Source organism: Nonomuraea rubra (assembly GCF_014207985.1).
Lineage (GTDB): Bacteria > Actinomycetota > Actinomycetes > Streptosporangiales > Streptosporangiaceae > Nonomuraea > Nonomuraea rubra.
The window spans coordinates 11,536,155-11,559,191 of record NZ_JACHMI010000001.1 but is presented as its reverse complement, the minus strand read 5'-3'; the positions used below and the strand labels follow the sequence as shown (position 1 = coordinate 11,559,191).

General features: G+C 70.2%; 22 protein-coding genes. 14 read left to right on the top strand and 8 right to left on the bottom strand.

From position 1 onward, the window contains the following. The first annotated feature begins 68 nt into the window (after positions 1-68). The gene (locus HD593_RS52800) at positions 69-4,832 is read left to right on the top strand and encodes a wHTH domain-containing protein (protein ID WP_185110382.1); all 4,764 of its coding nucleotides are present in this window, start codon (positions 69-71) and stop codon (positions 4,830-4,832) included. Between the two features lie 9 nt (positions 4,833-4,841). Here HD593_RS52800 and HD593_RS52795 read toward each other — a convergent pair whose 3' ends face one another. Continuing rightward, complete coding sequence (locus HD593_RS52795) at positions 4,842-5,120, bottom strand: hypothetical protein (RefSeq protein ID WP_185110381.1); 279 nt, start codon at positions 5,118-5,120, stop codon at positions 4,842-4,844. A 50-nt stretch (positions 5,121-5,170) separates the two neighbouring features. Continuing rightward, positions 5,171-5,929, bottom strand: coding sequence for a class I SAM-dependent methyltransferase (locus HD593_RS52790; protein ID WP_185110380.1), 759 nt, complete (start codon positions 5,927-5,929; stop codon positions 5,171-5,173). Positions 5,930-6,000: 71 nt separating this feature from the next. Here HD593_RS52790 and HD593_RS52785 point away from each other — a divergent pair, with 71 nt between their 5' ends. Further along, positions 6,001-6,570, top strand: coding sequence for a CGNR zinc finger domain-containing protein (locus HD593_RS52785; RefSeq protein ID WP_185110379.1), 570 nt, complete (start codon positions 6,001-6,003; stop codon positions 6,568-6,570). On the opposite strand, the gene HD593_RS52780 is transcribed toward HD593_RS52785, so the two are convergent. Further along, on the bottom strand, positions 6,562-7,509 hold the full coding sequence (locus HD593_RS52780; protein WP_185110378.1) for a D-2-hydroxyacid dehydrogenase family protein: 948 nt from the start codon (positions 7,507-7,509) through the stop codon (positions 6,562-6,564). The two genes, HD593_RS52785 and HD593_RS52780, sit on opposite strands and share 9 nt — an antisense overlap. Positions 7,510-7,653: 144 nt before the next feature. Here HD593_RS52780 and HD593_RS52775 point away from each other — a divergent pair, with 144 nt between their 5' ends. Next, entirely contained in the window at positions 7,654-8,127 is a 474-nt protein-coding gene (locus tag HD593_RS52775; RefSeq protein WP_185110377.1) for a CHRD domain-containing protein, read from the top strand. Between the two features lie 222 nt (positions 8,128-8,349). Here HD593_RS52775 and HD593_RS65450 read toward each other — a convergent pair whose 3' ends face one another. Together HD593_RS65450 and HD593_RS52765 are read right to left on the bottom strand one after the other, a co-directional pair. Beyond that, entirely contained in the window at positions 8,350-8,715 is a 366-nt protein-coding gene (locus HD593_RS65450) for a ClpX C4-type zinc finger protein (protein WP_185110376.1), read from the bottom strand. 18 nt (positions 8,716-8,733) lie between these two features. Further along, positions 8,734-9,093: a hypothetical protein gene (locus HD593_RS52765; RefSeq protein WP_185110375.1), complete on the bottom strand. Its 360-nt coding sequence runs from the start codon at positions 9,091-9,093 to the stop codon at positions 8,734-8,736. Between the two features lie 291 nt (positions 9,094-9,384). Here HD593_RS52765 and HD593_RS52760 point away from each other — a divergent pair, with 291 nt between their 5' ends. The 10 genes from HD593_RS52760 to HD593_RS52715 all read left to right on the top strand — a co-directional run bounded on the left by HD593_RS52760 (position 9,385) and on the right by HD593_RS52715 (position 18,672). Next, positions 9,385-11,226, top strand: a complete 1,842-nt coding sequence (locus HD593_RS52760) for a glycosyltransferase family 2 protein (protein WP_185110374.1) — start codon at positions 9,385-9,387, stop codon at positions 11,224-11,226. 47 nt (positions 11,227-11,273) lie between these two features. Further along, complete coding sequence (locus HD593_RS52755) at positions 11,274-12,320, top strand: energy-coupling factor ABC transporter permease (RefSeq protein ID WP_246547216.1); 1,047 nt, start codon at positions 11,274-11,276, stop codon at positions 12,318-12,320. A gap of 3 nt (positions 12,321-12,323) precedes the next feature. Continuing rightward, positions 12,324-13,079 (top strand): cobalt ECF transporter T component CbiQ, encoded by a 756-nt coding sequence (gene cbiQ / locus HD593_RS52750; RefSeq protein WP_185110373.1) that lies wholly within the window; start codon positions 12,324-12,326, stop codon positions 13,077-13,079. Next, a complete protein-coding gene (locus tag HD593_RS52745) occupies positions 13,073-13,810 on the top strand; it encodes an energy-coupling factor ABC transporter ATP-binding protein (RefSeq protein WP_379478757.1) in 738 nt (245 codons plus the stop codon). Before cbiQ ends, HD593_RS52745 begins: the two co-directional genes overlap by 7 nt. A 185-nt stretch (positions 13,811-13,995) precedes the next feature. After that, positions 13,996-14,334: an STAS domain-containing protein gene (locus HD593_RS52740; protein ID WP_148442055.1), complete on the top strand. Its 339-nt coding sequence runs from the start codon at positions 13,996-13,998 to the stop codon at positions 14,332-14,334. A gap of 47 nt (positions 14,335-14,381) precedes the next feature. Continuing rightward, complete coding sequence (locus tag HD593_RS52735; RefSeq protein ID WP_185110371.1) at positions 14,382-15,155, top strand: SDR family NAD(P)-dependent oxidoreductase; 774 nt, start codon at positions 14,382-14,384, stop codon at positions 15,153-15,155. 10 nt (positions 15,156-15,165) lie between these two features. After that, positions 15,166-15,930, top strand: coding sequence for a crotonase/enoyl-CoA hydratase family protein (locus HD593_RS52730; RefSeq protein ID WP_185110370.1), 765 nt, complete (start codon positions 15,166-15,168; stop codon positions 15,928-15,930). 108 nt (positions 15,931-16,038) lie between these two features. Beyond that, positions 16,039-16,683 (top strand): rhomboid family intramembrane serine protease, encoded by a 645-nt coding sequence (locus tag HD593_RS52725; protein ID WP_185110369.1) that lies wholly within the window; start codon positions 16,039-16,041, stop codon positions 16,681-16,683. 104 nt (positions 16,684-16,787) lie between these two features. Further along, a complete protein-coding gene (locus tag HD593_RS52720) occupies positions 16,788-17,396 on the top strand; it encodes a hypothetical protein (protein ID WP_185110368.1) in 609 nt (202 codons plus the stop codon). Further along, on the top strand, positions 17,389-18,672 hold the full coding sequence (locus HD593_RS52715; protein ID WP_185110367.1) for an SRPBCC family protein: 1,284 nt from the start codon (positions 17,389-17,391) through the stop codon (positions 18,670-18,672). The genes HD593_RS52720 and HD593_RS52715 overlap by 8 nt, the downstream gene beginning before the upstream one ends. Here HD593_RS52715 and HD593_RS52710 read toward each other — a convergent pair. Both HD593_RS52710 and serC read right to left on the bottom strand, forming a co-directional pair. Continuing rightward, positions 18,669-19,241, bottom strand: coding sequence for a TIGR00645 family protein (locus HD593_RS52710; protein ID WP_246547214.1), 573 nt, complete (start codon positions 19,239-19,241; stop codon positions 18,669-18,671). The two genes, HD593_RS52715 and HD593_RS52710, sit on opposite strands and share 4 nt — an antisense overlap. A gap of 81 nt (positions 19,242-19,322) precedes the next feature. Beyond that, a complete protein-coding gene (serC, locus tag HD593_RS52705; protein ID WP_185110366.1) occupies positions 19,323-20,432 on the bottom strand; it encodes a phosphoserine transaminase in 1,110 nt (369 codons plus the stop codon). Positions 20,433-20,602: 170 nt separating this feature from the next. On the opposite strand from serC, the gene HD593_RS52700 reads away from it, so the two are divergent. Continuing rightward, positions 20,603-21,472, top strand: coding sequence for a LuxR C-terminal-related transcriptional regulator (locus HD593_RS52700; RefSeq protein ID WP_246547212.1), 870 nt, complete (start codon positions 20,603-20,605; stop codon positions 21,470-21,472). On the opposite strand, the gene HD593_RS52695 is transcribed toward HD593_RS52700, so the two are convergent. Continuing rightward, complete coding sequence (locus tag HD593_RS52695) at positions 21,432-22,985, bottom strand: peroxidase family protein (protein WP_185110364.1); 1,554 nt, start codon at positions 22,983-22,985, stop codon at positions 21,432-21,434. The two genes, HD593_RS52700 and HD593_RS52695, sit on opposite strands and share 41 nt — an antisense overlap. Positions 22,986-23,037 lie beyond the last annotated feature (52 nt).

Below are 23,037 nucleotides of genomic sequence, written 5' to 3'. Positions count from 1 at the left end.
GGCATGGCCGGGAAATGGGGAATAAGATGTCCGCCGAATCCCGTCGGCCATCCGTTTGAGGGAAGAGCGTGGGTCAGTTCCGTGCGCTGCTGTTAGGTGTGGCCGAATACGACGACCCGGGTATCGAGGACCTGCCTTTCGTCACCGATGACCTGGTCGACGTGGCCGTGGCGTTGGAGACGCGCGGCTGTGCGGTCGACGTGGTGGACGGCGGCGGACGCGTCGGGCGGACGCGGGTGTTCACGGAGGTCAGCCGTTTCCTCGCGGCCGCGCGCCCCGATGACACCCTGCTCGTCTATCTGAGCGGCCATGGTGCGCACAACGACAACGTCGACTACCTGTTGCCGACGGACGCGGATCTGCAGTGGCTGCGGCTGGCCGACGTCGCGGTGCCGCTGACCGCGTGGGAGACCGTCATCGAGAGCAGCCCGGCGGCCGGGGTGCTCTTTCTGGTGGACGCCTGCCGGGAGGGATACCACGAGAACGTCAAATCGGGCGTCTCGCGGACCGCGTGGTCGCAGAGGAGGGTTTCCGGAGCCGCGCGGCGGAACGTCGCCTGGCTGTTTCCGTGTTCTCCCGGCGAGGTGTCCAGGTATGTCCGCGCAAAGCCGGAGATCAGGCCGTTCAGTGTGTTCGCCCGCGCGCTTGAGCGCGCGATCGCCGATGCCGGCTGCCCCACCACGCTGTCTGAGCTGAAGAACGCGGTGGCCCGGCACATGGCGGCACTGGTCGCCGAGCACGGCCAGCCCCAGCAGCAGATCCGGCTGCGCGGCGAGGCCGATCACGACGGCTTCGTCGTGCTGCCCGGTGTGCACGTGGCCGCCGGGACGTCCGACGGCTGGACCGAGGCCGCCGCCGGGCACGTGGCATGGCAGAAGACCCGCGAGGTTCCCGGCGCCGAGCGGCTGCGTGACGACGTGATATCCCTCGTCCGCGCTCTGTCCGCCAAACGGCGAGCGGCCCGCGCGAAGCTGGCAGCCGACCCCTGGGACGATCCCCGGCTGGCGCTGCGCATGGCGGAGCGGACGAGTTTCCTGCTCGGATCGCTCCTGAACGACCTGCGGCTCTCCCCGGCCGAGGCGGCGCTCGTGGTCGCCCTGCCCTTCATCCACGACGCCTACTGGGCGGGCACGGCCGCTGCCGCGAGCGTGGTCCGCCCAGCCGGACTGGCCGCCGTCACCATGCCCACACCGGAGCGCGAGGCGTTCGAGGCGTACGTGCGCAAACATCCACGACTGCTACGACGCGGGCTGGCCGCGGGCCAGCGGACCGGCGCGGAGATCGGCTGGTGGCTGCTGCACAGGTGGATCACCGGCCGGGCCGGCGCCTACGATCCGCAGGCCATCGGCGCCCTGCTCGCGGGGCAGGGGAGCACGGGAAGACTGTTCGGGGAGGTACTGGAACCCGGGCGGCTGAGCGAGATGATGCGGCTGCTGTACGCCGACGCCGGATTCATCGCGCGGACCGACCGGCCCAAGGGGCTGTCCGCCTCCGTCGTCATCGCGCCCGGCCTGCTCGGGGAGCAGGAGCTACGCGAGCGGATGGTCGGCCATCTGGTGATCGTGGCCCACCGCATGGCGATCGAGACCACGCGCCTGAGCAGCGTGATCGTCGATCATGTCGGCATCGCGAAGCCCGTGGTCCCGGTGGACGTGCTCCGCTCGATCGACGAGGCCCGCTGGGAGCCGCGGGGCGCCGGCCGGGTGCTCAGGGCGGCGTGCTCGCATCCGGCCGTGGAAGTGGCACTGCGCGACCATGTGGGCAACGTGGATCGGCTGCTCACGGACATCAGGACGTCCGAGGACCCGTCGCTCGCGCCGCTCGCCGGGCTTCCCGGGCACGCGGACGCGGACCAGGTACGGGCCGCGGAGAACGACGGTGGCACGGCGTACACGTCGGCCGGCATCCGGTTCGTGCTCGACGAGGAGCGCGTGCAGGAGCTGCTGATGGGCGAGCAGCTCTACGGCGACGAGGATCTCGCCATCAGGGAGATCTACCAGAACGCGCTCGACGCCTGCCGGTATCGCAAGGCCCGCACCGAATACCTGCGGCGTACGGGTGCCGAACTGCCCGCATGGGAGGGACACATCCGGTTCACGCAGGGGATCGACGACCAGGGACGGCCGTACATCGACTGCGCGGACAACGGCATCGGCATGGGGGTCAGGGAACTGCGTGACGTCTTCGCGCAGGCCGGCGCCCGGTTCGCGGAGCTGCCGGAGTTCCTGGAGGAGCAGGCGGAGTGGGAGGCGCTGGATCCGCCGGTGAAGCTCTATCCGAACAGCCAATTCGGCATCGGGGTGCTCAGCTACTTCATGCTGGCGGACGAGATCACGGTGACGACGTGCCGGCTCGGCAGGGACGGCACGCCGGGGCGGCGGTTGCGGGTGTCCATCGCAGGGCCGGGGACGTTGTTCCACATCCAGGACCAAGGGCCGGGGACGGACGCCGGTACGGTCGTGCGGCTGCATCTGCGCACCGCGGGGGACAAGAGCCCGGTTTCCTGTACGGACACGTTGCGCCTCATCCTCTGGTTTTCCGAGTTCCGAGTCGAAGCCGTGGACAGTGTCAACGTGGAGGTCTGGCTTCCGAACGTGTTGCAGGAGCGGCACTTCAAGGGCAATCGCCATCCCGTGCCCGGGATGCCCGTCTGGTGGTGCGATGGTCAGGGGGCCGAGCTGGCCGACGGGCTGAAAACCCAGAGCATGAGCTTCGGGGTGATCGTCAACCTGACGGGCGAGAACATGCCGGAGCTGTCCGTCGACCGGAAATTTCTGCTCAACTCCCCGCGGAACATGAAGATCGTCACGCAGGTCCTGTCGGACGCGGTACACGTCTTCTCGGAGCCGGACGGGCCTCTGGCGAGCTTCGACTGGCTTTGCGAGTTCGTGGAGAATCAGCCGGTCGTCGCCGATCTGATCTTCGAGACCGTGATGGCGGAGGAGCGGCCTCTGTCGCTCAACGGAAGAAGCCTGGACTTCCGCAAGGCCGGCCTGCTGAGCCCTGATCGCCATCTTGTGCGGCCCGTCGACTCCTACCGTCGCGGGGACTATTTCACGCAGCGGCTGGCGAACCGGCGGGAAAGACGTGGAGCGGAGCCGCTGACCGATCACCTGATGGAGTGGCGCCTGGCGAGCCTGAGTTCCGATCGCCCCGCCGCAGGCGAGCGCGCGCGTCCTTCCGATGCCATCCTCCTCGACACGCACCCGATGAGTCTGAACACCGTCCGAGGTCGCAGGCACAGTTGGCTGCCTGTGGACGACCCCGTCCCCGCCCACCACATCGTGTCGGTGGCGATACGGACGGGATACACGATCGGCGACATGGCCCGGCGTCTTCAGGCGCTGGGCTTCCAGGTCCCCTCGGCGCTGCTCGAGGTGGGCGATCCTGAACCGACCGACCTGATGCTGCTCAGCACCAACCTGAACGGGGTGCGCCTGTGGATTCGCGCACATGACGAGGCTGGCCGCCTGCTTCCCGTCGCAATCGGGCATGTGGTGGCGGCGGCGGCTCAGTTCGGCCAGCCCATCAGAGTGGTGGCTGATCGGTTGACGGCGCTGGGATTCGCCGTGCCCGCCCCCTTGAGCAGGCTCGGAGCCGCCGAACCCGCCGACCGCATCATCGTCAGTCAGGACCTCGACGGCACCCTCCCCTGGCTACGGCCATACGACGGCCTCGGCCGTCCCGAACCGGTGGCCGCGGGACACGTGCTGGCCGCCGCTGCCCAACTGAGGCGGGAGGTGGCGGTTGTTGCGCAGCGCCTGACGGAGTTCGGTTACGTCGTGCCGGACGACCTGCGGAAGAGAGGCCAGGTGGAGCCGCAGCACCAGGTATTGATGAGCCGCAATCTGGATGGTTGTGCCCCGATGATCTCCGGCACGCGGGCTGTCCCGATCGGACACGTGCTGTTCGCTGCGGAACGGCTCGGGCACAGCATCGAAGGCGTGGCCGAGCGGTTGACCGCTCTCGGGTTCCAGGTGCCGGACACGATCGGCGAGGCGGACCGTCGCGATCTCGTCATCGTGAGCGCATGGCTCAACGGCGAGCCGCCATGGCGGGTGATGGAGGAGCGGCTGCGGTCCACGGACGTGATCGACATCGCGCGAAAGGTGCACCGCCCGGTTGGCGAGCTGGCAGGACGCCTTTCCCGGTTGGGCTTCGAGGTGCCAGAAGCGCTGTGTGACGCGGGCGAGACCCAGCCGAACGATCACTTGCTCGTCATGCGTGATCTCATGGCCGAGTCCCCTTACTCCCTGCGTCAGTGGGATGAGAGCGGTCGGCCCGTTCCTGTGCCACTCGGCCATCTGGTGGCCGCGGCCGAGAAGCTGGGCGGTTCGATCGGCCAGGCCGGGCGGCGGCTCGCGCAGCTCGGGTACCTGGTCTCGCCCGCCTCGCTGGATCTGGGCAAGCCCAGGTCCGGGGACCGGCTGATCACCAGCCGGGATCTCACGGGCGAATGGCCCTGGCTGGGCGACTCCGTCGTGCCGCTGGGACACCTGGTCACCACCGCGCAACGACTGGGACGGCCGCGCGAGGCGATCGCCCAACGCCTGCGGGAGCTCGGGTTCACCGTGCCGGCTCTGCCCGGACAGTCGATCAGCGGTGACGATCTCGTGCTCATGAGCCGTGAGCTCGCCCTGCTCCCCGCCGCGGACGCGATGCACTCCCGCCAGATCAGCGAGTGCGGCTGGTGGCTGGATCAGGAGGAGCCCGTGCCGATCTGGAACGTGGTGGCCGGGGCGGCGCAGCTCAACCTCGGTATTCCGGAGGTCGTCATGAGGTTGCTGGGGTTGGGATTCGACGTTCCCGACGTCCCGATGACGAAGCTCTGAGCGCGGCTGCTACAGCTCGCCCAGCTCCCCGAGCGGTTTCGTCCAGTAGTCGCGGTCGAAGGGCCTGCCCTCCGCGATGGCGTCGGTGTCGGAGATGGCGCGGTGCGGGTCGGCGGCGATGTGCACGATGTCGTTGAAGGTCTTGAACGCCTGCTCGTCCCCCGGCTGCATCGCACAGGTGTGGATGCGGTCGTACCAGTACTTCTGCTCCTCCTCGATGCGTGGCAGGAGCTCGGCGCGAGTGAGGGTTCTGGCCTCCGCGATCGTCAGCCGTTCGAAGCTCGGCATGCAGCCATTCTGTCCGAGCCGGCAGGCGGAGGCCAGAACCGTGCGGAGGCTCAGCCCCGTACGGCGCACAGCAGGCGGTTGTTGCCGCGCTGCCAGAGCGTGCCGATCTCCGTGAAGCCGGCCTCACGCAGGGCCGTCACGTGGTGGGAGAGCAGGTGGGACTCGGAGCCCCGGTGGGAGGAGCCGGCCGTCGTCCTGGCGGCGTTGAGCGCGGCGAGGTCGGGGTCGGCCTCGATCGCGTCCCACCAGGACCGCCAGTCCTCCGGCGGGTTCGCGCCGAACACCCGCTCGGTCTCGAGCCGGTGCACCTCGTGCTCCAGCCGCGAGAGCGCGGGCGTGGTGTCCTCGGTGTCCATGTGGTCGCCGTTGAGCAGCAGGCCGCCGGGGCGCAGTACGGTGGCCAGCTCCGCGTACACGGACTTCAGCTCGGGGCCGGAGATCCAGTGCAGCGCGGTCGTGCTGACGGCCGCGTCCACGGGCCGGCCGTCCAGGCCGAGCAGCCCGGTCCACCCGCTCGTCCGCAGGTCCGCCGAGACGAACGTGAGCTGCGGGTAGGCCGCCCGCCCCAGGCCGAGCAGCAGCGGGTCGGCGTCCACCGCGACCACCGTGGCCCCGGGCAGCCGCTCCAGCAGCCGCGCGGACAGCGACCCGGGGCCGCACCCCAGGTCCACCACCACGGGGTCGGGCCGCCCCAGCGCCTCCACCGCGTCGATCAGGGCCGTGAAGCGCGCCTCCCGGTCGGGCAGGTAGCCCTCCTGCTGGCGGTCCCAGCGCGCGATCCACGCCTGCGCGGCATCGTGAGTAAGCATGAACGCCCCCTGTAACTGTCATCTAAGATTTGGACAGTCACAACCTAGAACATGAAGGTGTAACCGGTCAATTGGACTACAACAGTCACACGGACATCGTGATCAGGGTGGCGGTGTCACTCGTCAACGAGCTGACCCCCGGCGAGCGGCGCGGGCGGCCCTTCCCCGCGCCGGTGGACGCCGGTGCCGCCGCCTCCGCCGGCCTGCGCGCCGTCTACCCCTCCTACCGCGAGGTCACCGAGGCCGAGGGGGCCGAGCTGGCGCGGGTCGCCGCCCGGCTGCGTACGGTCTTCACCGCGGTCGCCGCCGGCGACCTCGACAGCGCGGCGACGGAGGTGAACGCGCTGCTGGAGGAGACGCACGCCAGGCCGAGGCTCGAACGGCACGACGGCGAGCCCTGGCACCTGCACTTCCACGGCCGTGGCGGCACCACGGCGGGCGACTGGGCGGCGAGCTGCGCCACGGGGCTGGCGATCGTGCTGGGCAGCGAGTTCAACGACCGCCTGGGGGTCTGCACGGCGCCGCACTGCGACCGCGTCTACGTGGACGTCTCGCGCAACGGCACCCGCCGGTTCTGCTCCACGGCCTGCCAGGGCCGGGTGAAGACGGCCGCGTTCAGGGCCAGGACCAGGTCAGAGTGACAGGACCCTGATCGGGGCACCGTCGATGAAGGCGTCGATGTCCTCGACGGCCTCGCGGAAGTAGGTGCCGTAGTTCAGCTCCGTCACGTACCCGAGGTGCGGCGTGGCCAGCACGTTCGGCAGCGTGCGGAACTCGTGCCCCTCGGGCAGCGGCTCCTGGTCGAACACGTCCAGCCCGGCCCCGGCTATCCGCCTCGTCCGCAGTGCCGCGGCCAGCGCGTCCTGGTCGACGATCGCCGCCCGGGAGGTGTTGATGAGATAGGCGGTGGGCTTCATCAGCGCCAGCTCCCGCTTGCCGATGAGCCCGCGCGTCCGGTCGCCGAGCACGACGTGGATCGAGACGAGGTCGGAGCCGGTCAGCAGCGCGTCGAGGTCGGGAGCCAGGCGGGCGCCGCCGGCCGCGGCCCGCTCCTCGGTGAGGTTCGCGCTCCACGCCACGACGTCCATGCCGAACGCCCGCCCGACCGCCGCCACTCCCTGGCCGATCTTGCCCAGGCCGACCAGCCCGAGCGTGCGGCCGTGCAGGTCCGTGCCGATCGTGTGCTGCCAGGGCCCGCCCGCGCGCATGGCCGCCGACTCGGGCACCAGGTGGCGGGCCAGGCCGAGGATGAGTGCCCAGGTCAGCTCGACCGGCGGCGTGGCGATGCTGCCCGTGCCGCAGACGGTGACGCCGTGCTCCCGCGCCGCCGCCATGTCGATGGAGGCGTTGCGCATGCCGGTGGTGACGAGCAGGCGCAGGTTCGGCAGCCGGTCGAACATCTCGGCCGGGAACGGCGTGCGCTCCCGCATGGCGACGACGATCTCGCAGTCGTGGATCGCGGCCACGAGGTCGTCCTGGCGGCTGAAGTGCTCGCGGAAGCTCTCCACCCGCACCCGGGACCAGTCGGCCAGGCCGAGGGCCACATCCTGATAGTCGTCCAGCACGGCGCAGCGCAGCATGGCTCCGGATCTTACGCCCCGCCGCGCCGGCATCCAGTAAGCCCTCTTACCGGAGGGAGGTTTTCCCCTTACCCCGCGAACCGGGCGTCCCGCGCAACCGTGCGGAAGGGTGTCCTGAAGACCGATGGGAGAGGAATCCATCCCATGCTCAGACAACTGGCAGCAGCCGGCCTGGCCGCCGCTGCCACCCTCACCACCCTCGTGGCGCTCCCCGCTTCGGCTGACGCCGCCGCCAACGCGCGGCGGGTCGCGATGAACGGCAAGCAGGAGGTCCCCGGTCCCGGCGACCGTAACGGCTCCGGCGTGTTCGCCTACGAGGTGAGCCGCGGGCGGCTGTGCTACGTCATCACCGCCCGCAAGATCAGGCCCGCCACCATGGCCCACATCCATCGGGGCAGGAAGGGTGTGGCCGGCCCCATCGTGGTCACGCTCAAGGCTCCCGCGAAGGGCTTCGCGCGCGGCTGCGTCAAGGCGGTCAGACACCAGAACGCCAGGAACGCCGCCACCACGCTCACCTTCAGGGAGCTGCGCGGCATCGTGAAGTGGCCGCACCTCTACTACGCCAACGTGCACAACAAGAGGTTCCCGGCCGGCGCCATCAGGGGTCAGCTCGGCTGATCGCGGCGCCGGCCCCCTGCTCCAGCTCCCCGGTGGTGTGCCCCGGGGAGCTGGAGCCCGTTCAGTCGGCGGCCAGCCGCTCCGCCTCTTCGTGCAGCGCCTGGATCAGGATCAGCTCAAGGCGGAGCCGTTCGAGATCGGGCGCGACGTCGTCCAGGACGTGCATGATCGGGCCTCCCTAGAGTTTAGGACGCCCCATATGCCACAGAGGTTCACAACGCCTCAGGTTTCGCTCCTGAAACGTTCCCACGCGGACTGGCGAGTCATGCCGAGGGCGGCGCCGACGCGCTCCCAGCTGACGTCCCGGGAGCGGAGGTGCGCCACCCAGTCGCGTAGGTTGTCGTCCACCTGTGCCTGTACGGCGGCGATTTTCGGGAGATGTTCGAGAATTTGCTCGACGGTCATGGTTTCCCAGGCGGGAAGGCGCGGTTCGGTGGAAGCGGCGAGCCGTTCCTGTTCGAGGATTTCTACGCACAGCCCGACACATTCGTCACAAATGTGTACGCCGGGCCCGGCAATCAACTTGCTCACGTCCCCGCTCTTCTTGTGACAGAAGGAGCAATGGAGGTTCTCTTTCCAGTCAGGCATGACCTGACGGTAGCTCCGTCAGGCAGCACCTGACAACCCCTGCAGCCGATCCCGGTCCATGTGCGCCCGCAGGATCTCCTGCCGCTCCTCGCTGATCCTGCGGGACAACAACAGGTACGCGCTTAGCACCTGCCCGTACCTCTCGCGTGCCTGTTCGAGCTGGTCGCGCAGCAGGTACGCGCGTTTCGTGTCGCCATGTCGCTCGGCCTCGGCCAGCAGCGCGCGAGCCTCGTCCACGATCTCTTCGGCCCGCGCCCTCGTGCGGCGCAGCACCGCGGAGCACTCGTGCAGCTCCGTCAGCCGCGCCGAGGAGACGATGAACTCGGCAGTGTGCACGGCCGAGCCGTCGGCCGTTCCGCTGCAGAGATCAGATCCCATTTCCCGCCACCTCCCGGTCAAGGTTGCCTAACTGTAGACGCGCAACTCCGGGGCCGGGATCACCGAAGGTGCGCGGTGGTGGCGTAATGAACCCGGCGGAGATAAATCCTCTCCCGGGGAGGAAATCCTCCTCCCTGAAACTCATTCGGTGCCGGTTGAATGAGGTATTTGGCGGAGATCCCGCTGCTTATCGGTGGAATGCCGTGAATCTCCAAGGCCGCCAAAGCAGTGAGAACGAGACGCCGCGATCGCCCCCCACGGGCACCCGCACTCGTCACATACTGAGACGGGATGACGGCGCTACGTGACTGTGGAGTGGTGGAGATGCGCGGGGCAGGCGACGAGGACGACGCGGTCGACGTCAGCGTCGTGATCCCCGTTCACAACTGCCGGGCCTTCCTCGACCGGTGCCTCACCTCCGCGCTCGTCCAGCGCGTGAAGAAGGAGCTCGTCGTCGTGGACGACGGCTCCACCGACGGCAGCGGCGAGCTCCTCGACCTCTACGCCAGCTACCACCCGGGCAGCGTCAAGGTGGTGCACATCGAGGCCAGCGGCGGCGCGGGCCGGCCGCGCAACGTCGGCATCGAGCACGCCACCGGCCGCTACGTCTTCTTCTGCGACGCCGACGACCACCTCGGCCCCGAGGCGCTCGAACGCATGGTCGCCGTCGCCGACCGCAACGACACCGACATCGTCCTCGGCAAGATCGTCGGCCATGGCAGGCGGGCGCCCGTGTCGATGTTCGCGCGTGGCGCCGACCGGGTGCAGCTCGGCGACAGCAACGTCTACAACAGCCTGAGCTGCTTCAAGCTGTTCAGGAGGGAGCTGCTCGTCCGCCACCGCATCAGGTTCGGCGAGGGCATGCTGGTCGGGGAGGACATCCTCTTCACCGTGCACGCCTACTGCCACGCCCGGGCGATCTCCGTGGTGGCCGACCACGACTGCTACCACCTCGTCTCCAGGCCCGACGGCAGCAGCATCATGCAGCAGCCCGGCAGCAGGGACCCGCTGGCCTGGCTGGCCATGATCCGCGAGCCCATCCGGCTGATGGCCCGGCACGTCGAGCCCGGCCCGCTGCGCGACCACCTGCTGCGCAGGCACTTCAGGCTCGACATCTTCACCCAGCTCGGGGCCGTGTTCCTGGACAGCGACGACGTGCGCCGCAAGGACATCGCGCGCGAGGTCGCCGCGTTGTGCGAGGAGTGGTACACCCCCGGCGTCCACGAGCGGCTCAACACCATCGACCGGCAGCGGGCCGGCGCCCTGGACGACATCGACCGCCTCCTGCGCCTGGCCCGCATCGAGAGCGCCACCGTGCGGCGCCGGCTGACCGGGCTGCGCTGGGAGGGCGAGCACCTGGTGGTGACGGGCGCCGCCAGGCTCGCCGGGATCACCAGGGACGACGGCCTGGCCGTGGTGCTGCGCGCCAGGCACGACCCCGACAGGGAGCTGGTGGTGCCGGCCGAGCGGAAGGGCGGCGAGTTCACCGCCAGGGTGGACGCCGGCACGCTCGACTCCGGCGTCTGGGACCTGCGGGTCGCGGTCGAGATCGAGGGCGTGATCCGGCTCGGCAGGCTCGGGGCCGACCGCGACAGCGGCATCGGCAGGCCGCGGCCCCGGATGATCGGCGGCGTCGTGGCCCTGCCCTACTTCACCAGGGACAACGGGAACCTCAGCATCGACGTGGGCGGTCACGTCGTCGCGGTGCCCGGCGCGGTGCGGCTGATCAGGATGCGCTGGGCGCTCGGGCACCGGCTGCTGATGGACGGCGAGGTCACCGTGGCCGGCACCACCCCGCCCACCTCGGCGGTCAAGCGGGTCGTGTGGCGGGAGCGGCGTACCGGGCGCGAGCGGGCCGAGCGCGTGGTGGCGCTGCCCGGGGGCGGGTTCACGGCCAGGCCCGCGGTCGGGAAGCTGACGCCCGGCACCTGGGACGCCTACCTGGAGCTCGATCTGGGCGGGCCGCCCGCGCGGTTCAGGATCGAGACGGATACGGTGGCGGGGCCACGCCGGTGGTGGGGGGCGGCCCTGCTCAGGACCGTGCGGCCGTACACGACCTCGGGGAAGGGGCGGCTGAGCGCGGTGGTGCGGCGGCTGACGGCGGCGAGCCTGCTCAGAAGAATTCTCCGGTAATTGCCATCTATGTGCAGGTGCAAGACGATGTCCTAAAGTAGGACCGTTTGTCCGTCCTCTTCTCGGAGACCGTCCTCTTCCTGGAGGCAGCCGTGCACGTACCCGATGGCTTCTTCAACGCGGTGACATCCATCTCGGCCGGCGTCGTCGCGGCCGCCGGCGTCGCGGTCTGCCTGCGCGGGGCGCGGCGCGAGCTCGACGACCGCACCGCGCCCATGGCCGGGCTCGTCGCCGCGTTCATCTTCGCCGTGCAGATGCTCAACTTCCCCGTCGCCGCCGGCACCAGCGGCCACCTGCTGGGCGGCGCGCTGGCCGCGATACTCGTCGGGCCGTACACAGGAGTGTTGTGCATGGCCGTGGTCCTGCTGGTGCAGGGCGTGTTCTTCGCCGACGGGGGGCTGACGGCGCTCGGCATCAACATCACGATCATGGGCATCGTCACGGTGCTCGTCGGCTGGGGCGTCTTCCGGCTGGTCACGTCCATGGCCAGGGGGAAGGTCGTGGTGGCGGCGTTCCTGGCCGCGCTGATCTCGGTGCCTGCCTCGGCGCTGGTGTTCACGCTGCTGTTCTGGATCGGCGGCACCGCGCCGATCGAGGTCGGCACGGTGGCGGCCGCGATGGGCGGCGTGCACCTGCTGATCGGCATCGGTGAGGGCCTGATCACCGCGGTGACCGTCGGCGCCGTCCTGGCCGTCCGGCCCGACCTCGTGTACGGCGCCCGCGGCCTGGCCAAGCCGCTGGAACTGCGCGGCGCCGAGGGCACGACCACGGTCGCCGGCGAGGAGCGGCCGGTGGCCATCGGCGGCGCGCTCAAGCCGTTCCTGCTCGGCGGCGTCGGCGTGACGCTGGTGCTGGCCGGGCTCGTCTCCTTCTTCGCCTCGTCCTCGCCCGACGGGCTGGAGGCGGTGGCCGAGAACAAGGGCTTCATCGACCAGGCGGCCGACCACCTGTTCGGGGAGTGGGCGCTGGCCGACTACGGTGAGGTGGGCGGGATTCCCGTCGGCGTGGCCGGGATCATCGGCGTCGGTCTGGTGTTGCTCATCGCCGGGGCCGTGGCCTGGGTCGCGCGAAGCCGTAACAAGATCAGGGTGTGATTCGTGGGCGCTGGGCACCACCACCGGCTCTACCTGCCGGGCGAGTCGGTCGTGCACCGGCTGCCGCCGCAGTGCAAGCTGCTGGCGGTCTTCGCCTTCGCGCTCGTGGTGGTGGCCACGCCGCGCGAGCGGTTCTGGGCGTTCGCCGCGTACGCCGTCCTGCTGGGCGGCGTCGCGGTGGCGGCCAGGGTGCCGGCGGCGTACGTGCTGCGGCGCATGGTGATCGAGGTGCCGTTCGTGCTGTTCGCGTTCCTCATCCCGGTCGTCGGGCTGGGGGAGCGGACCGAGATGCTGGGGCTCTCGCTGAGCGTGCCCGGCCTCTGGGCGGCCTGGAACATCCTGGCCAAGGCCTCGCTGGGCGTGGTGGCGTCCATCCTGCTGGCGGCCACCACGGAGCCGCGGGCCATCCTGCTGGGGGCGCAGCGGCTGCGGCTGCCGAGCCTGCTGGTGCAGATCGCCATGTTCATGCTCAGGTACCTGGACGTGATCGTGGAGGAGATGCGGCGGATGCGGGTGGCCAGGGAGTCGCGCGGGTTCGAGGCGCGTAACCTCCGGCACGTCCCGGTGATCGCGCGGTCGGCCGGGGCGCTGTTCATCCGCTCGTACGAGCGGGGCGAGCGCGTGCACCTCGCCATGCTCAGCCGCGGCTACTCGGGGCAGATGCCGGTCATCCAGGAGCTGCGAGCGTCCGCCACCCACTGGGGGACCGCCCTCGCCCTGCCCGCCGTCGCCCTCGCCATCTGGGGACTAACGTGGTGAACTCTCTCGAAGTCCGGCAGCTCGCCTACGCCTATCCGGACGGCACCCAGGCACTGTTCGGGGTGGACCTGACGATCGGCCGTGGCGAGCGCGTGGCCCTGCTCGGCCCGAACGGGGCCGGCAAGACCACGCTCGTGATGCATCTCAACGGCATTCTCACCGCCGGGCACGGCAGCGTCACCGTGGCCGGCACGCCGGTGCGCAAGGACACGCTCAAGGAGGTCAGGCAGCGCGTCGGCCTGGTCTTCCAGGACCCCGACGACCAGCTCTTCATGCCCACGGTCCGCGACGACGTGGCCTTCGGCCCCGCCAACGCGGGCCTGCGCGGCGAGGAGCTGGACCGGGTGGTCAAGGACGCGCTGGACCGGGTGGGCATGCTGGAGGCCGCCGACCGGCCGCCGCACCACCTGTCGTTCGGGCAGCGGCGCCGGGTCGCGGTGGCGACGGTGCTGGCCATGGCGCCCGAGATCCTGGTGCTCGACGAGCCCTCCTCCAACCTCGACCCGGCGGCCCGCAGGGAGCTGGCCGAGGTGCTGCGCTCCCTCGACGTGACGGTGCTCATGGTCACGCACGACCTGCCGTACGCGCTGGAGCTGTGCGAGCGCTCGCTCATCCTGTCCGGCGGCGTGATCGCCGCCGACGGGCCCACCCGCGAGCTGCTGGCCGACGCCGACCTGCTGGCCCGGCACCGGCTGGAGCTCCCGTACGGCTTCGCGATCCCCACCGGCTGAAGCAATCTGGCCTCCCAGGCAAGGGCATGGGCGGCGAGATGGGTAGAAACCCGGAGCATGGCTCTTGACGGGGCGTTTGGTACGCGTTTAGGCCCGCCTTGTTCTCCTGCATCCGACTTTTCGTAGTTTGTGCATGCCCGGTATCCGGGGATGTCGAAGTACAGTGGCTCATCGAGGAGGGGCCCATGAAGCTGCGGCTTGCGCGACACGCCCTGGGCGACGCCGTGGTGGTGGCCGTCGAGGGAGAGCTTGACCTGTTCACCGCACCGTTCCTGCGTGACGAGGTGCGTGACGCCATCAAGCAGGACAGCGCGCGGCTCGTGCTCGATCTCCAGCAACTGTCGTTCATGGACTCCAGCGGCCTGTCGGTGCTGATCGAGGCCTGGCGGCTGGCCACGGGGGAGGGCGGCGGCGTGTCCCTGGCGGCGCCGCAGGCGCCGGTGGCGCGCATCCTCCGCACGACCGGCCTGGACCGGCGGATCAAGGTGTACTCCGACGTGGACACCGCCGTGGGTGAGATTTAACCGGCCCCGAGTAGAACTTCATTCGGTCTGCGGGTTAGGGTCCAGCCATGGACGTGAACGGATCTGCAGCAATCATCTCCGGCGGCGCCAGCGGCCTCGGTGAGGCCACGGCCCGCCTGCTGGCCCAGGCGGGCGCCACCGTGGTCATCGCCGACCTCAACGAGGAGCGCGGCAAGGCCGTCGCCGACGAGATCGGCGGCGTCTTCGCCAAGACGGACGTCTCCGACGACGAGCAGGTGCAGGCGGCCGTGGACGCCGCCGTGGCGACCGGCAAGCCGCTGCGCGTGGTGGTCAACAGCGCCGGCATCGGCTGGGCCGAGCGTACGGTCAACCGTGACGGCAACCCGCACAACCCGGCCACTTACCGCAAGGTCATCGAGGTCAACCTGATCGGCACGTTCAACCTCATGCGCATCGCCGCGGCCGCCATCGCCAAGACCGAGCCGGCCGACGCCGACGGCCAGCGCGGCGTGGTGATCAACACGGCGTCCGTGGCCGCGCTGGAGGGGCAGACGGGGCAGCTCGCCTACTCGGCCTCCAAGGGCGGCATCGTGGGCATGACCGTGCCCGCCGCCCGCGACCTGGCCGCCATCGGCGTACGCGTGAACACGATCTGCCCCGGCATCATCGACACCCCCATCTACGGCTTCTCGCCCAACTCCGAGGAGTTCAAGGCCAAGCTGGTGGCGCCGGTGGTCTTCCCCAAGCGCATGGGCCGGGCCGACGAGTTCGCCCACCTGGTCAGGTCGCTCGTCGAGAACGACTACATGAACGCCGAGGTCATCCGCTTCGACGGCGGCATCCGCTTCCAGCCCAAGTAAGGCAGGTCCCGTGTCTGACGAAGTGCTCGTCGAAGAGTCCGGCCATGTGGCGATCCTCACCATCAACCGCCCCCAGGCGCGCAACGCCATCAACGGGGCCGTGGCGAGGGGCGTCGCCGAGGCGCTGGACACGCTGGACGCCCGTCCCGACATCTCCGCCTATGTTCTGACCGGCGCCGGCGGCACGTTCTCCGCGGGCATGGACCTCAAGGGGTTCCTGTCCGGGGACTTCCCGGTGGTCAAGGGCCGCGGGTTCGGCGGGCTGACCGAGGCGCCGCCGAAGAAGCCGCTGGTGGCAGCCGTCGAGGGGTACGCGCTGGCGGGCGGGTTCGAGCTGGCGCTGGCCTGCGACGTCATCGTGGCCTCGTCGGCGTCGAAGTTCGGCCTGCCGGAGCCCAAGCGCGGCCTGGTGGCGGGCGCGGGCGGGATCATGCGGCTGCCGCGGCGGATCCCGTACCACGTGGCCATGGAGATGGCGCTGACCGGCGACCACTACGAGGCCGCCCGCCTGTACGAGCTCGGCCTGGTCAACCGGATCACCGAGCCGGGCGCGGCCCTGGAGGGCGCCCTGGAGCTGGCCAGGAAGATCGCCGCCAACGCCCCGCTGGCGCTCGCCGCGACCAAGAAGGTGGTCATCGAGTCGCAGGACTGGTCGCTGGAGGAGATGTTCGAGAAGCAGGGCGCGATCATCAACCCGGTCTTCGGTTCGAAGGACGCCATGGAGGGCGCCGCCGCTTTCGCCGAGAAGCGCGCGCCCCAGTGGAAGGGCGAATGACCGTCCCCCTCCCGTCTTCCTCATGGAACGGGAGGGGTCTCCTTTAGCGCGCGCATAGCTCTGCCTGGATACGGTAAAGAGAGAGGAGACAAGTTACCGGGAGAGCGCATGAGCGACTATTCGGGTTCCAGGTTCGAGTCGGCCAAGCGCGGGGCCGGAGCGCTCCTCTCCGGCGCGCTCAGCGCGCTGATCCTCGTGGTCGGCATGGTCGCGGTCATGTGGGTGGTCGAGGGGGTCGACTTCTTCCTCGGCGGCGCGCTCGACTACCAGTTCGGCATCGTCGGCTGGGATCCCGACGGCCTGGTGGGCATCCTCTTCGCGCCGTTCCTGCACGGCGGCTTCGGGCACCTGATGGCCAACTCGGTGCCGCTGCTCGTGCTGGGCTTCCTGGCAGGCATGCGGGACGTGCCCAAGTTCCTCTGGGCCACCGTGCTGATCATCGTCATCGGCGGCCTGGGCACCTGGGCGACGACCAGCCCGGAGTTCGTCACGATCGGGGCGAGCGGGCTGGTGTTCGGCTACTTCGGCTTCATCCTGGCCCGCGGGCTGTTCGACCGCAGGGTGCTCGACATCGTCATCGGGGTCGGCGTGGGCATCGCGTACTGGGGGATCCTGGCGGGGCTGCTGCCGAACCAGCAGGGCATCTCCTGGCAGGGGCACCTGTTCGGGCTCATCGGCGGCGTGGTGGCCGCCTGGGTGCTGCGGCGCAGGCCGCGGCGCGAGGTGAAGCCGGCCGCCCAGTACCCGTTCTGATAAGAATTGTCCATCTTTCTCCCTACCTCGGGTCCTTAGCCCGAACGCGGGCAGGCGTCGGTCAGAGCTGCTGAAGGACGGGAGCGCTGACCATGTCGAACAAGATGCGCATTGGGCTTGCCCTGCTCGCCGGGTACTTCCTCGGCCGGCGCAAGAAACTGCGCATGGCCGTGGCACTGGCGGCGGCCGGGGCTGCCGGTCGCGCGCGCGGGGGCAAGGGTGGTGGCGGTGGCGGTGGGCTGCTGTCGCAGGGGATCAAGAGCCTCACCTCCTCCGCGGACGTGGCGCCGATCGTCGACCGCCTGCGTGGAGATCTTCTGGAAGTCGGCAAGGCGGCGGCGGTCGCCGCGGCCGGCAGGCAGATCGACTCCCTGAGCGACAAGCTGCACGAGCGCGCCGAGGCTCTGCGGACGCCGGAGAAGAAGCCCGGCGACGACACGGAGCAGGCGGACGCGTCCGAACGCGCGCGGAACGGGGCGGGCGAGCCGCAGGACGAGCCACGGGACGAGCCGCAGGACGAGCCACGGGACGAGCCGCAGGACGAGCCACGGGACGAGCCACGGGACGAACCCGAGGACGCCGCCGAGTACGAGGACGAGGGCGAGGAGCCGGAACCGACGGCTCAGGAGCCGGAAGAACCCGAGAGGACCCATCGGCGGCCCCGCATGCTGCGGCGGACGCGCCGGGCTGTGAGGGGGAGCACGCATGGCTGAGACAGAGGCCGGGCGAGCCAGGAGGGTGGCCCGAGCGGCGGGACGAGCCGGGACAGGAACGGCCAGGCAAGCCGCCGGCGCAGGCAGGCGCCTGGCCGGCGCGGCGAAGAGCACGGGCGAGCAGGCGGCCCCCGCGGCGAAGGGGGCCACTGGGACGCTGGCCGGAGCCGCGAAGGGCACCACGCGAGCGGTGGCCGGCGCGGCGAAGGAGGCCGGGCAGGAGATCGTCAGGAACCTGCCCACCGACCGGCTCAAGGAGGAGGCGCGGAACCTGCTGCACGCCGCGGCAGGCCGGGCGCTCTCCCGCGCCGAGGACAAGCTCGAAGGGCTGACCGGCCGGCTGGCCGACTACGCCGGTGGCAAGGGATCCAGCCTCCTCGGCGCGGTGACCGGCTCCGGGGGCGACAGCCCGGGCATCGGCGGCGGAATGATGAGCGGAGCCATCAAGGGCGGCCTGAAGGGCGGGCTCAAGGGCGGGCTCAAGGGCCTCATGCAGAAGCTCACCGGCAAGGGCGACAAGGGAAACCGGAAGATCACCAACATCGTCGAGACCATCGACGTCGGTGCTCCCCGGCGCCTGGTCTACAACCAGTGGACCATGTTCGAGGACTTCCCGACGTTCATGAAGAAGGTCGAGAACGTCAAGCGGGAGTCGGACAACGACTCCATGTGGAAGGCCCAGGTCTTCTGGTCCCACAGGAACTGGAAGGCGCACATCGTCGAGCAGATCCCCGACCAGCGGATCATCTGGAGGTCCGAGGGCCCGAAGGGGTTCGTCGACGGCGCGGTGACCTTCCACGAGCTCACCGACGACCTCACCCGCATCCTGGTGGCGCTGGAGTACCACCCGCAGGGGCTGTTCGAGCGTACCGGCAACCTGTGGCGCGCCCAGGGGCGGCGCGTACGGCTGGAGCTCAAGCACTTCAGGCGGCACGTGATGGCGCACCTCCTCCTGCATCCCGACGACGTGGGCGACGGCTGGCGCGGCGAGATCCGCGACGGCGAGGTCGTCAAGGATCACGAGACGGCGCTGGAGGAGGAGCGCGCCGCCGAGGAAGAGGAGCAGCCGGAGGAAGCAGCGGACGAGTACGAAAAGGAGGAGCCCGAGGAGAAGGAGCCCGAGGAGGAGGAGCCCGAGGAGGAGGAAGAGGAAGGCGAGGAGCCGGAAGAGGAAGAGGACGAGTACGAGGAGCCGGAAGAGGAGGGCGAGTACGAGGAGGAGGAAGAGGAGGAGCCCGTCCCCGCGCGTGGCGCCCCCCGCTCCCGGGCGCGCTAGAGGTGGGAGCGCGTGTGCTCGGCCGGTGACGTGGCCAGCAACCGGTCGATGTAGGCCAGGCCCACGGCCGACGCCACGAACGCCAGATGGATCAGCGTCTGCCACATGATCTTGTCGTTCGGCGTGCTCTGCGCCCGGATGAACGTCTGCAGCAGGTGCACCGACGAGATCCCGATGATGGCCGTGGCCAGCTTGACCTTCAGCACGTTCGCGTTGACGTGGGAGAGCCACTCCGGCTCGTCGGGGTGGTCGTTGAGGTCGATGCGCGAGACGAACGTCTCGTAGCCCCCGATGATCACCATGATCAGCAGGTTCGAGATCATCACCACGTCGATGAGGGCCAGCACCGTGAGCATGACCACGACCTCGGGCGACGGCGCCCCCGCGACCGGGGCGTCACCGTGCAGGAACACGGTCTCGATCAGGTGCCACAGCTCCAGCGCGAACTGGTAGACGTACACGGCCTGGGCGACGATGAGACCCAGGTAGAGCGGGACCTGGAGCCAGCGGCTGGCGAACATCAGGTAGCCCAGGCTCTTCGGCCGGGCGGATGGGGGATTGGCGGGCAAGAAGGGTTCCTACTCGTAGGGGCGCAACGACAAGGAGGAGGAGGGCGCGATCGCCCTCCTCCTCGACGGTCCGGAGGCTGACTAGAGGCGCTCGACCACGTAGTCGACGCAGGTCGTCAGCGCCTCGATGTCGGCCGGGTCGACGGCCGGGAACATCGCGATGCGCAGCTGGTTGCGGCCCAGCTTGCGGTACGGCTCGGTGTCGACGATGTCGTTGGCGCGCAGCACCTTGGCCACGGCGGCGGCGTCGACGGAGTCGCTGAAGTCGATCGTGCCGACCACCTGGGAGCGGAACTCGGGAGCGGCGAACGGCGTGGCGTAGGCCGACTTCTCCGCCCAGGTGTAGAGGCGCTGGCTGGACTCGGCGGTGCGGGCGGTGGTCCAGGCCAGGCCGCCGTTGCCGTTCATCCAGTCGAGCTGGTCGGCCAGCAGGAACAGCGTGGCCACCGCCGGGGTGTTGTAGGTCTGGTCCTTGGCGGAGTTGTCGATCGCGACCGGCAGGCTGAAGAACTCCGGCACGTACCGGCCGCTCGCGGCGATCTCCTCGACCCTGGCCAGGGCGCGCGGCGACATGATCGCGATCCACAGGCCGCCGTCGGAGGCGAAGCTCTTCTGCGGCGCGAAGTAGTAGACGTCCGTCTCGTTCAGGTCGACGGGCAGGCCGCCGGCGCCGGAGGTGGCGTCCACGAGCACCAGCGAGTCGTCGGAGCCGACGCGCTTGATCGGCATGGCCACGCCGGTCGAGGTCTCGTTGTGGGTGAGCGCGTAGGCGTCCACGCCGTCCTCGGCGACGGCCTCGGGGTGGGTGCCCACCTCGGACTTGATCACGCTCGGCTCGCCCAGCCAGGGCGCCTTCTTGGTGACCGCGGCGAACTTCGAGGAGAACTCGCCGAACGACAGGTGCTGCGACTTCTCGCGGATCAGCCCGAAGGCGGCGATGTCCCAGAACGCGGTGGTGCCGCCGTTGCCCAGCACGACCTGGTAGCCCTCCGGCAGCGAGAACAGGTCGGCGAGACCGGAGCGCACGCGGCCGACCAGGTTCTTGACCGGCTTCTGGCGGTGCGAGGTGCCCATCAGGCTCGCGCCGGAGGCGGCGAGCGCGGCCAGTTGCTCGGTGCGAACCTTCGAGGGCCCGCAGCCGAAGCGGCCGTCGGCGGGCTTGATGTCAGCGGGAATAACGATGTCAGCCACGTAACGGAGCCTACCGACCGGCACGGAATGGCTTGCACCCGGTCCGGAGTATGAGATCGGTGAAACTTTCACCTCGCGCGCCAGGTCAGCGGCTCGTGCCTGACCGAAGGCTTGACGAAGTCGCCAGGAAATCCCACTTTCCAGACAAGTCGCAAGAGGCGTTGATGGCCATGGCTGACGCTGACGTCCTGACCGCCAGAGAGCTGGAGATCCTCTCCCTGACCGGTTCAGGCCACAGCGCCCAGGAGATCGCCGATCTGCTGCGGCTCTCCCGGTGCGCGGTGGAGAACCACCGGCGGCGCATCTACCGCAAGCTCGGCGTGGCGGGGCAGGGGCAGGCCGTCTTCCGCGGCCTCGGCCTGCTGGAGCCCGCCGGTCCCGCGCACGCGGAGCGCGCGGGAGGCAGGGAGCTGGTCGTGCTGAACGCCAGGTGCCCGATCGCCGCCGAGGTGGTGACGCGGGCGGTGGTCGGTGCGGGGCGGGCGCTCGCGGCCTTGCGGGGGCCGCTGGCGTACGAGGAGGAGATGCAGGGCATCCGGCTCACGGCGGTGCTCGTGGACCCCGTACCGGCGGACTGGGCGCTTCCTGGGCGGCTCGGGGCGCGCGCGGTGGCCGTGCCGTCGGACCCACCGGGGCCGTGCGCGGTGACCGACGCCGTGGCGCGGGGCGCGTACGCGGTGTTGTGGCTGGGGGACGTGCCCGGCCACCTGTGCGCGGTGCTGGACCTGGTGGCGCGGGAGTACCTGGTGGTGGGGGCGGGCATGGTGCGCCGGCTCGGGCCCGCGCCGCGGCTCACGGGGCGCGAGGCCCAGGTGCTGGCCTCGATCGCGCGCGGCGACACCATCAAGCAGACCGCCCGCCTGCTCGGCATCGCGGGCAAGACCGTGGAGAGCACCAGGGCCAGGCTGTTCGTGAAGCTCGGCGCGCGCAACCGGTCGGAGGCGCTGACCAACGCCTACCGCGCGGGCCTGATGCCGGTCGAGCGCCCCCGCCGCAGGCTCACTGGCCGCGGCTCGCCGGATCGACCCGGGCGAACGTGAGCAGGTCCACCATCCTGAAGTCGCCCGCCGGGCCGGAGCGCCGAGGCAGCGTGGGCCGCCAGGACGGGTTGGTGCGCAGGAACGAGGCCGGATCGAGCTGCAGCAGCCCGACGAAGACCTCGCCCACGATCCGTGCCCCCACCCCGGCCAGCCTGAGGCCGCCGCCCAGCACCTCGGCCTCCTTGAGCACGTAGTACCAGAGCGGGGTGCTGGAGGGCAGCCCGTGCCCGATCGCCTGCAGCTCGGGGAAGTGCTGCGCCTCCAGGGACTGCACGCCGACGGCCCGCGCGATGTTCTGCCCGGACGGCAGCGACCAGGTGATGTGCCGCAGCAGGTTGCGCTGCGCCAGCGAGGTCGGCGGGTCCGCGGACGGGATCGCGGCCAGCGGCAGGTTGAACAGCGGGGTGGAGACCCTGGTGTCGATGCGCTTGTTCGGCCGCACCTCGCCGTCGCCGAAGTCGAAGAACGTCTGCCAGCCGATGAACCGCCTGGCCGCTCTGGCCCCGCCGCGCAGGTCCACCGGGTCGGCCTGGCCCTGTCCCGCGGGGTCGAAGATGAAGCCGAAGAAGGCGGTGCCGTCGGGGTTGCCCGCCAGGTTCGCCCGGTACGACGGCCTGACCATGCTGTGCCCGAACCGGTAGGCCGCGCCCTGGAACTCGACCGGGATGAACTGCTGCCCGGCCACCGGACGGTAGAAGCGCCGCCCGTTCGCGAGGAGGTCGTCGACGACGCCCTGGCCGACGATCTGCGGCAGGAACTCCCTGAGCACCAGCCACTGGTAGTGCCACCTGACCTGCTGCCTGGCCGCCTCGAACACGTTGCCCTGCTGCCCCTGGGCGCGCAGGTGGTCCACGACCCGGTTGTGGAACAGCAGGAACGCGGCGTGCATCCCGCTGATCATCAGGTTCTCGTCGTTGCGGGGGTCGGGGATGATCGCCGTACGGTTCGCCCTGCGCGGCAGGTCCTCGAACCGGCCGCCGCTCTCCAGCCGGAACTTGGCGGTGTCGGCGGGGTCGTAGTACTGGGGGGTGGCCGCCGGGCCGCCGCCGTAGACGCTGTCGAGGTCGAAGCCGGGGGTCCTGGTGTTGGGCGACTGCTCGGGCGCGGTCGGCACGCCGAGGGGCGAGCCCTCGTCGAAGGTCATGTCGTGGTCGATGAACTGGCCGAAGAACGTCGTGCCGGCCGTGTGCGTGGCGTTGTCGAGGTTGTTCGGGCTCAGCTCGGGGTTGGTGATCAGCCGGATCGGGCCTTCCTGCAGCGGGTCCCTGGCGTCGATCAGGCCGCCGGGACGGCCCATCTCCATCAGCGCGGTCCTCAGGCTGGGCGCGTTGAGGTCGGCGAACGCGCCCAGCGTGAAGATGCGGCCGAACCGGTCGGGGGAGGTCGCCAGGCCTCCCGCGCGTGCCGTGACGACCTTGGCGAGTGCCTCTGCGGGGGTGAGCGTCAGTGCGGCGGCTCCGGCGCCTACGCCGGTGAGGAAGCCGCGCCTGGTTAAGCCGGATGTGGGCTCCATGACGTGCTCCTTACTGACCCTCACACCGGAGGAGGGCAGGCGCGCGCAGAAC

Coding starts and splice junctions, on each gene's coding strand:
- HD593_RS52795 (WP_185110381.1), bottom strand. CDS start 5,120: ATGCCGAGCTTCGAACGGCTGACGATCGCGGAGGCCAGAACCCTCACT.
- HD593_RS52790 (WP_185110380.1), bottom strand. CDS start 5,929: ATGCTTACTCACGATGCCGCGCAGGCGTGGATCGCGCGCTGGGACCGC.
- HD593_RS52780 (WP_185110378.1), bottom strand. CDS start 7,509: ATGCTGCGCTGCGCCGTGCTGGACGACTATCAGGATGTGGCCCTCGGC.
- HD593_RS52775 (WP_185110377.1), top strand. CDS start 7,654: ATGCTCAGACAACTGGCAGCAGCCGGCCTGGCCGCCGCTGCCACCCTC.
- HD593_RS65450 (WP_185110376.1), bottom strand. CDS start 8,715: ATGCCTGACTGGAAAGAGAACCTCCATTGCTCCTTCTGTCACAAGAAG.
- HD593_RS52765 (WP_185110375.1), bottom strand. CDS start 9,093: ATGGGATCTGATCTCTGCAGCGGAACGGCCGACGGCTCGGCCGTGCAC.
- HD593_RS52760 (WP_185110374.1), top strand. CDS start 9,385: ATGACGGCGCTACGTGACTGTGGAGTGGTGGAGATGCGCGGGGCAGGC.
- HD593_RS52740 (WP_148442055.1), top strand. CDS start 13,996: ATGAAGCTGCGGCTTGCGCGACACGCCCTGGGCGACGCCGTGGTGGTG.
- HD593_RS52735 (WP_185110371.1), top strand. CDS start 14,382: ATGGACGTGAACGGATCTGCAGCAATCATCTCCGGCGGCGCCAGCGGC.
- HD593_RS52725 (WP_185110369.1), top strand. CDS start 16,039: ATGAGCGACTATTCGGGTTCCAGGTTCGAGTCGGCCAAGCGCGGGGCC.
- HD593_RS52720 (WP_185110368.1), top strand. CDS start 16,788: ATGCGCATTGGGCTTGCCCTGCTCGCCGGGTACTTCCTCGGCCGGCGC.
- HD593_RS52715 (WP_185110367.1), top strand. CDS start 17,389: ATGGCTGAGACAGAGGCCGGGCGAGCCAGGAGGGTGGCCCGAGCGGCG.
- HD593_RS52700 (WP_246547212.1), top strand. CDS start 20,603: ATGGCTGACGCTGACGTCCTGACCGCCAGAGAGCTGGAGATCCTCTCC.
- HD593_RS52695 (WP_185110364.1), bottom strand. CDS start 22,985: ATGGAGCCCACATCCGGCTTAACCAGGCGCGGCTTCCTCACCGGCGTA.